Below are 9,634 nucleotides of genomic sequence, written 5' to 3' on the forward strand. Positions count from 1 at the left end.
TCGCAGCCCTGGCACAGGGCCCCGGCTGGTAAATACCGGCACCGTATGCGTCGTGACTGCCCTCGTCGACGAACCGGTCCGCCCGCTCGCCGCGCCGACGACCGCGCCGGTGCGCGTCACGCCCTGGTCGCGGTGGGCGCTGGCCGCACTGCTCGGTGCGACGGCGGTGCTGTATCTGTGGAACCTGTCAGCCAGCGGCTACGGCAACACCTTCTATGCCGCAGCCTCGCAGGCCGGTTCGCAGAGTTTTTCGGCGTGGTTCTTCGGCTCTCTTGACGCGCAGAACTTCATCACTGTCGACAAGCCGCCCGCCTCGCTGTGGGTCAGCGGGCTGGCGGTGCGACTGTTCGGGATGAACAGTTGGTCGGTGCTGGCGCCGCAGGCGCTGATGGGGGTTGCGGCCGTCGCCGTGCTGTATTGCGCGGTGCGACGCGCGTTTTCCGACCCCAACCATGGTGCGGCCGCGGGACTACTTGCCGGCGCGACCATGGCGGTGACACCCGCCGCGGCGTTGATGTTCAGGTTCAACAACCCCGACGCGCTGCTGGTGCTGCTGTTGACCGTCGCCGCCTATTGCCTGATGCGCGCCACTCTCACCGCGTCGTGGCGCTGGCTGACGCTCGTCGGGGTCGTGATGGGCATCGCCTTTCTCACCAAGATGATGCAGGCGTTCCTGGTGCTGCCCGGCTTCGGTGTCGCGTATCTGCTTGTGGCGCCGACGACTTGGGGCAAGCGCGCGCTTCATCTGCTCGGTGCGGCGGCGGCGTTGATAGCCGCGGCGGGTTGGTGGGTGCTTGCGGTGCAACTGATCCCGGCGAATGCGCGCCCCTACATCGGCGGGTCGACGGACAATACTGTGCTCGATCTGGCGTTCGGCTACAACGGGATCAATCGCCTACTCGGCCACCGTCGAGAGGGAAAGCCGCTCGGCGATTGGGGCAGTTCGAGCGTGCCGATGCTCGGCGGGCATACCGGGATGCGCCGACTGTTCACCGGTGAGATGGCCAACGAGATCTCGTGGCTGATCGCGGCGGCGTTGTTCGTCGTCGCATTCGGAACGTACCTGGCCGCGCGGCGAGCGCTGAGCCGCGCCGAGTTGTGTGCGCTGGTGACGTGGGGCGCCTGGCTGCTGGTCACCGGCGTGGTGTTCAGCTTCATGGGTGGGATCGTTCACCCCTATTACACGGTCGCGCTGGCGCCCTCGATCGCCGCACTTGTCGGCATCGGCGCGATATGGGCGTGGCGGCGAAGAGCGCGCTGGGACGGCCGCTGCGCGCTAGCCGCATTGGTCGTGCTTGCCGCAGTGCCGTCGGCATTCCTATTGCGCCACAATGCGTTTGGCTGGCCATGGTTGCCGTGGCTGATCGTCGCTGTCGCCGTAGTCAGCGCTGTCGGTCTACTGTGGCCGCGCCCACCGGTGATTGCGTTGGTGACCGGAGGTGTGGCTGCGTTGGCCGCGACAACGGCGTTCTCCGTCGCGACGGCCGCTACGCCGCATCACGGGACGATGCCCACCGCAGCCAGGACGTCACAGGTCTCGGGTGGCTGGATCAACGACGAGGCGACCAATCCCCAACTCGCAGCCATGTTGGCATCGACTCACACCAAATGGTCGGCTGCGACGAACGGTTCTCAATCGGCAGCCGCCCTCGAAATCGCTTCTGGCACATCGGTGATGGCCGTCGGCGGCTGGAGCGGCGACCCGGTTCCGACGCTGCAACAGTTCATCGACGACGTACACGAGGGCAAGATCTCCTACTATGTCGAGGCGGGCCGCGGCCCGAATTCACCAGGCGTAAACGGCAAGGTCATCCGCAGCGAACTGCACACCGCTTCGCATACTCGCGAGGTCTCGGATTGGGTGGCTGCGCACTATCCCGGCACATTCGTCGGCGGATCCACGGTTTACCGGTTGAACTGAGGGCTACCATGCGGAAATGTCCAGCACGCGGGACTCCGACGCCCTTCCCGTCGATCCTCCGATCCCTGTCCCCGACGTTCCCGGTGCCGACGCAACCGTGCGTGGACTGCCGCGCCGCGTCGACCTCACGCTGCGGCAACGTCTGATCGTCGACTCGTCCGCGGTCGTGGACGTCGCGCTTCGCACCGCGATCGCGTCGCTGCTGAGCGCCACGATGCTGCCGGCGACGCTCACCGCTGCGCTGCGCCGGTCCGAGGGCCGCGCCGAACTCGACCACCTCCGGTTTTACGCCGAGCTCGCCAGCGCCCGCGACCCGGAACTGTCCTTCCCCAAGCCGAAACAAGAACCGCGAATCTCCTCACGCCCGGCCAGTCCGATTGCCGAGTGGATGGCCAAGGGCCGAGTGAACAACATCCGCTTCGACAGCAGCTTCGAAGCGGTCAACCCGGCGCTGCGCGATCAGTGCCACGGTTACGTCCGCAACAACGTGGTGCGCGCACAACACTGGGTCCACGACGATGGTCCGCATCCCACATTGTGCGTGATCCATGGGTTCATGGGTTCGCCGTATTTGTTCAACGGCCTGTTCTTCTCACTGCCATGGTTCTACCGGTCCGGCTACGACGTGCTGTTGTACACCTTGCCGTTTCACGGTGCCCGCGCCGAAAAGGGCTCGCCGTTCAGTGGATACGGCTACTTCGCAAACGGTTTCGCCGGTTTCGCGGAAGCCATGGCCCAGGCTGTGCACGACTTCCGCTCACTGATCGACTATCTCGAGTTCACCGGGGTCGACAGGGTGGCACTGACCGGCATGTCGCTGGGCGGGTACACATCCGCGTTGATCGCGTGCGTCGATGACCGAATTCAGGCAGTGATTCCCAACGTTCCCGTCGTCACCCCGGACAGGACCGTCGACGAGTGGTTCCCCGCCAACTACGTGGTACGGCTGCGTGACCTGATCGCAGGCACGGACGATCAGCTGGTGCACGAGGCGACGAAATACCCGTCACCACTGAACTATCCGCCGTTGGTACCCAAGGATCGGCGGCTGATCATCACCGGGCTCGGCGACCGGCTGGCGCCGCCCGAACAGGCCGAAATACTGTGGGAGCACTGGGACCGCTGCGCCTTCCATTGGTTCCCCGGCAATCACATCCTGCATGTGAGTCAGCCGGACTACCTGCGCCGGATGACGCGGTTCATGCGCGACTTCATGTTCGAATGAGCCTGTCCACCGACAGCGGATTCAGCGCATCAAGCGCAAGCCGGTGGCGCCCATTCAACGGTGCGGCACCCGCGATCGGGTCCGGCTTGCCGGGTGTTCTGATCGCACATGCCCGGTCGACGCGCAGGTCGGCTGGGCTGCCCGTGATCTCCAGCGCCATCCAGATTTCCGACGACGGCAGCGACGCAACGTCGTCGAGGCTCGCTACGCGATAGGCGGCGACGTAGCCCGACCCGTCGTGCAGACCACACCACGTTTCCTTGGCATCCGGCCGTGCCGGGGTGTCGGCGCTGTCGACGATCGTGGCGTCCCAGCCCTCCTCACGGAGATGGTTCGCCAGCCGCCTCCCGACCACTTCAGCAGTGTCGCGCAACGGAATTCGCGGCGAACGTGCGCGCAGAGCGGTCAGGTTGTCGGCCGCGCCGATTGTGATCCCGATCCAGGTCGTGCGCGAGCCGCTGAGATCGCGGCTGGTGATGCGGATCTTGTCGCAACGGATGCCGTACCGGTCGAGGTAACCGGCGATCAGCGGCAATGGCAGTCCATCGGGCTCTACCCGAAGCAGGACAGTGGTGTAGTCCGATGATTGGTGAGCGCCGTTCGTCTGTTTCCGGCGCAGCAGCATCGCCACGCGACGGCCGATCGATGTCGTCACGAATGTTCCACGCCACCAGCCGAATAGCACCAGACTGCCTGCCACCGCGATGCCGGGCAGCCACCCGTCGGCTGTCGACGTCCATGGGTAGGTCATCGCCGCTGGAACGATGAGCAGGGCTGCCAGCGCCATGCGAACCGTCATGTGAGGGAGTCCTTTCGTCGGCGCATTCCGATCGTGACCAGCGTGACAACGGCCAGCCCTGCGGTGCCGATGAGCGCAACCGTGCGTGGGGTGTTGTCTTCGGCCTGCGGTGCCGGTGGTTCGGCGATCGCTCTGGCGGCCGCAGTATGCGACGCGGAAGCCTCGGGTACGTCCCAGGTGAGAGCGGCGACGGTGTCCACGCCGCCCGCGCCAACCAGGTTCGACGGTGAACGGGCCGCGCCGTGTGCCGTCGCGGTGATGCGATGGATCACCTGAGCCGCAGTTAGATTGGGAAACTTGCTGCGCACCAACGCTGCAACGCCCGATATGTAGGCGGCCGCATAGCTGGTGCCGCTGATCGGTGACATCTCGTTCCCGTCGTTCGGTATGCCGTTGGCCAGGCCGCCGCCTGGACCGTTGCTCACCGAGACGATGCGCTCACCGGGCGCTGCGACGCCGAGCCAAGGACCTGCCATGGTGAACTCCGATGGCCGACCATTGGCCGCCACGGACCCGGCCGACAACACAAAGGGTTGCCACCACGACGGCACCGACACCGAGGTGACGGTTGCCCAATCCCCGGCGTTCGACTCGCATGCCGCCCCGTCGCGAACGTTGCCCGCCGCCGCGATGATCACCGCGTCCTTCTGCACCGCAGCGTATTTCAGTGCTGCGCCCAGCTCTGTCTGATCAACCGGCTTGTCGGCGGGCAGACACGTCACCGCCGAGATGTTGATGACACTCGCCCCGAGGTCGGCAGCACGCACGACCGCGCGGGCCAAGCTCGCGACGTCGACCGCTGCGCGCGCTTGCATCGGATCGCTGGCAGAGATGCGCGGGGCGTACTTGGCCGATGTCTGGCGGATCGAGATCAGCCGTGCGCCTGGTGCAATGCCAGAGAAGCCGTCATTGCCCGGTTGGCCCGCGATCAGGCCGGCGACCAGCGTGCCGTGCCCATCGCAGTCGGTGAGCCCGTCGGTGGCCGCGACGAAGTCACCACCACCCTCGACGTTCGGTAGCCGTGGACCGGGCTGCACGCCGGTGTCGATCACCGCGACGGCCTGACCATCGCCGCGACTGTGTCGCCACACCTCAGAGAGGTTGAACGACAACTGGTTTGGTGTCGTCATATGTGGATCCGTACCTGGCATCACGCCGGTGGCCACACATGCGCCGCGTTGCGTCATCGGCTGCGGCGGGCCCGGATTGCCCGGTGGCGGTGCGGTCTCGGCATCCACTTGCGGCGGGCTGATGGCGCCCGCCGGCGGTCCGGCACTCATCAGCACGGCCAGCGCCGCCGCGAACACGGAGATTACGCGCAGAGTCACCGATTCAGCACCAACGCGAACAGGCCGGCGAGGTAGGCCATCACCGGGATCAACGACGCGTCGATGGCCGACGCCACAAACCCGACCAATCGTCGCATCGGAAGCGAGTAGCTATCCGGCTCGCCGATACGCGGATTCAGCGCCACAACCACCCACATCACGACCAGTGCGGCCAGCACGGCAAGCGCACACCAGGCCGCTTCGTAGCGTCCGGTGACGGCGAAGAGGACCACCACCGCGACCGTCACGAGGTAGGGGTGCGCGAGCAGCCACGCCTTGCACGTCGCTGAATCCCACACCCGCGCACGCAGTACCGCGCCGACGGCAGCGGCCGCCACCAGGTACCACGCCCACGGCGACGACCCTTCCGGACCGACCAACGCAAGCGAGCCGACAACCGAGAGCAGCACACCGCCCGCGATCAAGCCAGTCTGGTGGGACTCGCTGACTCGGACGCGGCGCGGCAGATCCTCGAGCACCCGTAGCGGTCGCGCCGACGGAGTTGCGTCACCCGGTGCGGGGATCACCGGCAGCGGGAACCGCGCCCACAGCGCTGACAACTGCGCCGACTGCACCGTAACCAGGAGCGCGAACAGGACAACGACGCAACCCAGTGTCGCTGTCGGCAACTCCCACATGGTCGCTGCGGCCGCGGGCAGCAGGACGCCGAAAGCCGTGACCGCAGCGGCGGTGAACACCGCGATTGCGCGCTCTTCGATGGTGATGCTGATGATCGACCATGCCGTCACACCTGCGGCCGCCAGCAGAACCTGGGCCGGCCCGAATTCACCAGGCACCGCGAGCAGGAACGCAGCGGCCACCGGCGCCAGCCCCGCCACCGCCAGCGCCGTGGCCACCCGCGACGACCGAAGGCGGCTCACCAACGCCGCGACCACCGTCGCGGCGGCCACTTCACCGGCCATGAACAGCCCAAGCGCAGCGCCGGTCGCCAGCCGGTGCGCGACGGAGAGTCCGGTGATCACGAGGATCAGGCCGATGAGTGCGACGACGGCGGCCCGCTGGATATGTGCTGTGCCCCAAGGTCGTTCGCGTGCCGCCGAGAAGAGCGCCGCGGCGTCGGCGATGTCCTCGACGATGTTCGCCGCGGACGGGCCGGCGGGCAGCGGCTGCAGGGCGAGCAGATCACCGTCGACCACACCGACGGTGTCCAGCGTGGCGTCCAGGCTGAACGGCGCACCGCCGATGGGCGCCAGACTCAGCGGAACCTCGACGCCGTCCTCACTGACCGGCGACACCATGCGTTGCACAGCGGGCAGGATCTCTCGCAAAGGCAGCCCGGCCGGCAGCGCCAGATCGGTCATTCTGCCACTGTCGTCGGCGGTGGCGAGCACGGCCACCCGCACGATCGGCATTACAGCGTTGTCGGGCATCGGTTTTCCGTTCTGTCGAAGTCGCGGGTGAGCTGGATGTCGGGAAACCAGGACCCGTCGGGAAGCGTGGCGGTGAGGCGCTCGATCGCAGCGGCGATCGCCATAGGTGTGCCGGGTGCGAATGTCGAAACCCATTCGCCGTCGAACGCCTTGGCCGGGCTGACGAGGATGCGGCCTTCGGTGGTGTCGACGATGCTGACGCCGACATCCGTTGTGATGCGGTGACCGTCGCGGTGCTGTCCGGCGACAACCTCCACATATGTGCGTCGCTCGTCGAACGCCGCCTCGGCCACGGGACGCGCTGAGGCGGGAATTCCCAAGTAGTCCAGGGTTTCCCGCAGCCGAGCCCCGGATCGCAACTGTTCGTCGGCCTGTGCGCCTGCGCGCGAAGGCAGGGAGAACTCGGTGAACTGGGCTGGGCGCCGCCGACTCAGACCCGATGCCAATACGGGCACCAGCGCGTGCGGGTGATCGATGTCCATGGCGGTGAATGTGACGAGGCCGGCGTTGCGCAGCGCGACGACCGTGCTCCCGCCTGCGCGAGACACCACTCCGCGCAGCATCGCGCCGCGGCCGCTGACGAATCGCATCTCCAGCCACTGAGCCGGTCGGCAGGTCACCGTAATCCACCGCGTGACCGACTCATCGATGCGACCGCCGGATAGCACGCCGAGCCGGGTCAGTTCGTCGGTCTGCGCCGCAACGAACGCCGTCCGCTCCGCAACGTCGGCGTATGGCTGCGTGATCGCCAGCACCCATGGGAAAGTGCCCGCGCCGCACGACTCGGCGACAAACCACGCCGCGTCGACGGTCAGCTCAACAGCGTTGGCTCGCACTCAACCCCACTTGGCGCCCTCGGCCTGATCCCGGGCGCTCATCGACATCGTGTTGGTCTCGTGTGTGCTTGCCATGGCGCGGTAGGCGCGGACGAGTTCCTCCATGCCGGCGTTCCATTGCGCCTGCCACGCCTGATAGGTCATCCCGGTGTCGCCTTGCCATCCGCTGGCAAGCGCGGCCTGCTCGCTGGCGATGTCGGCGCCGACCGCGTGCAACGCACCGGCGTAGCCTGCCATTTCACCGGCGTGCGCCAGCATGGCCGGGTAGTTGAACATGATCTGAGACATGACTTGACCCTTTCCGATCAGATAGCGGTGTAGCTGCTGGCCGCGGCGGCGTCCTCGGCCGCGTATGTGCCTGCGGCGTCGCCGATGTTGGCCTGCGCGATGTCCAGCAGCGTGTTGATCTTCGCGGAGACCTCGACGAACCGGGCATGCGCGGCCTGGAAGGCAGCAGAAGATTCACCCATGTGGAAGGCCTGAGCGGACTGGGCCGCCTGCTCGGCCTGCGCGATGGTGCTGCGCATCAATGCAGCCTTCGCACCGAACGCCGCCTCCGAGGCGACGAGTTGCGGAATGTGAGCGTCGAGCATGCTCATTGATCTTCCCTTCTCTCTTCTGTAGCGGGATCCCACGTTGAGGGCATCATCGGGTTGACGGGGCCGCCGCCGAACGAATCTCCTTGCAGCATCGTCAATCCGGTGGCTTTGGGCGTGCCGGTGGCCACGGTGCCGGAGAACCCCATCGGGCCTGAACCGCGTGTCGACGCGGTGACGCGCGGTTCCTCGACGGGCGGGCTCGGATCGAGATCGGCGTCCATGTCCATGTATTCGTCGCCGTAGTCCCTCGCGATCGCGCCGCGTTTCTTGCGGGCGCGGCGCCGTTCGCGTGCGAATACGGCTGCCGAAGCCGCTGCGACGGCCGGAATGTCGGCAGCCGGCGCCTTCGCACCGGTCTCGTCACGCAGCGTCGGGGTGAAGCCTTCATCGGGGTCCAGGCCGGGGATCGCGTACGGTACGGCGCTCGCGGCAGCAGGAGCCGCGGGTGCCGCAGGACTGGCAGGCGCTGCGGCACCACCGGCCGCTGACGCGGCAGGGGCCGCCACAGTCGGTGCGACGCCCGCGACCGGCCAGACTCCCGGCTGATCGGCCCTGACCGGAGCAGGCGATCCAGGCACCGGTGCTTCCGCGGGCACCTCGGCCGGCGCAGGCTGATCGAGGTACTGCGGCAGAAGTGCGCCGACCACACCGAGGGTGATCGCCAACAACGGTTGGATCAGCAGCTGCGGATAGGTCAGCGACGCGCCGATCCACGAGAACACCTGGTAGGCAACGGCAAACAGGAACGGCCCCCAGGTGACCAGTGCCTCCGACGGATTGGTCAGAAAATCGGTGATCAGCTGGATCGAGTTGCCGATCGGATCCTGCAGGAAGTTGATGATCGGCTCGAACAACCGATAGGTGTAGTCGGAGTACCACTTCAGCAGCTGCGCAATGAGATCGGCGAGGTTCTGTCCGGCGCCGGCATCGGCGGCCTGCAGTTGTGCGGACGACTGACTGATGTCGGCAACGGCGCGACCGGTTTCCCCGACGCCCGGCGTCAACAGCAACGGCGCAGGCGATATCGTCGGCGTCGCGGCCACCGCAGCACTCGCGACAGCCTGATAGCTGGTCATGGTCGTGGCGGCCTGAATCCACATGCGGACGTAGTCGGCCTCGTTGAGTGCGATCGGAATGGTGTTGAGGCCGAAGAAGTTCGTCGCCACCAGCACGGCATGGGTGGTGTGGTTGAGCGCGAGCTCGGCCAGGGCCGGCATCGCGGCAACGGCTGTGGTGTAAGCGGCCGCGGCGGTTTCGTGCTGCACCGCCGCCGCCGCGCTGTTGACGCTCGCCTGCGCCAGCCATCCGAGGTACGGCGTGTGCGCGGCGATGTACTGTTCGGCGCTCGGCCCCTCCCACGAGCCGGCCTGAACCGCGCCAAGTGTCCATGTCAGTTCCGCTGCCGCCGAGGCATATTCGGCGCTCAGCGACTGCCACGCTCCCGCTGCCGCCAACAGGGACCCGGGCCCGGGGCCACCGGACAGCAGTGCCGAGTGCACCTCAGGTGGCAGGGCCATCCACACGGGGGCGGTCAT

The 9,634-nt window shown here is 67.0% G+C and carries 9 protein-coding genes; 2 read left to right on the forward strand and 7 right to left on the reverse strand.

The genetic code is table 11. From position 1 onward, the window contains the following. The first annotated feature begins 52 nt into the window (after positions 1-52). Complete coding sequence (locus GGC64_RS27695) at positions 53-1,921, forward strand: glycosyltransferase family 39 protein (protein WP_192725772.1); 1,869 nt, start codon at positions 53-55, stop codon at positions 1,919-1,921. 16 nt (positions 1,922-1,937) lie between these two features. After that, complete coding sequence (locus GGC64_RS27700) at positions 1,938-3,146, forward strand: S9 family peptidase (protein ID WP_192725773.1); 1,209 nt, start codon at positions 1,938-1,940, stop codon at positions 3,144-3,146. Here GGC64_RS27700 and eccE read toward each other — a convergent pair. Genes eccE through GGC64_RS27735 form a run of 7 tightly spaced genes read right to left on the reverse strand, consistent with a single transcriptional unit; the run spans position 3,133 to position 9,634 of the window. After that, a complete protein-coding gene (gene eccE, locus GGC64_RS27705) occupies positions 3,133-3,945 on the reverse strand; it encodes a type VII secretion protein EccE (protein ID WP_192725774.1) in 813 nt (270 codons plus the stop codon). The two genes, GGC64_RS27700 and eccE, sit on opposite strands and share 14 nt — an antisense overlap. Then, on the reverse strand, positions 3,942-5,225 hold the full coding sequence (gene mycP, locus GGC64_RS27710) for a type VII secretion-associated serine protease mycosin (RefSeq protein ID WP_192725964.1): 1,284 nt from the start codon (positions 5,223-5,225) through the stop codon (positions 3,942-3,944). The genes eccE and mycP overlap by 4 nt, the downstream gene beginning before the upstream one ends. 44 nt (positions 5,226-5,269) lie before the next feature. Beyond that, positions 5,270-6,664, reverse strand: a complete 1,395-nt coding sequence (gene eccD / locus GGC64_RS27715; protein WP_192725775.1) for a type VII secretion integral membrane protein EccD — start codon at positions 6,662-6,664, stop codon at positions 5,270-5,272. After that, a complete protein-coding gene (locus GGC64_RS27720; RefSeq protein ID WP_192725776.1) occupies positions 6,646-7,500 on the reverse strand; it encodes an ESX secretion-associated protein EspG in 855 nt (284 codons plus the stop codon). Before GGC64_RS27720 ends, eccD begins: the two co-directional genes overlap by 19 nt. Beyond that, the gene (locus tag GGC64_RS27725; RefSeq protein ID WP_192725777.1) at positions 7,501-7,788 is read right to left on the reverse strand and encodes a WXG100 family type VII secretion target; all 288 of its coding nucleotides are present in this window, start codon (positions 7,786-7,788) and stop codon (positions 7,501-7,503) included. A gap of 17 nt (positions 7,789-7,805) precedes the next feature. Then, positions 7,806-8,099: a type VII secretion protein EsxS gene (locus GGC64_RS27730; protein WP_192725778.1), complete on the reverse strand. Its 294-nt coding sequence runs from the start codon at positions 8,097-8,099 to the stop codon at positions 7,806-7,808. Continuing rightward, positions 8,096-9,634, reverse strand: a complete 1,539-nt coding sequence (locus tag GGC64_RS27735; RefSeq protein ID WP_192725779.1) for a PPE family protein — start codon at positions 9,632-9,634, stop codon at positions 8,096-8,098. Before GGC64_RS27735 ends, GGC64_RS27730 begins: the two co-directional genes overlap by 4 nt.

The sequence above is a fragment of the Mycobacterium sp. OAS707 genome (assembly GCF_014873705.1).
Lineage (GTDB): Bacteria > Actinomycetota > Actinomycetes > Mycobacteriales > Mycobacteriaceae > Mycobacterium.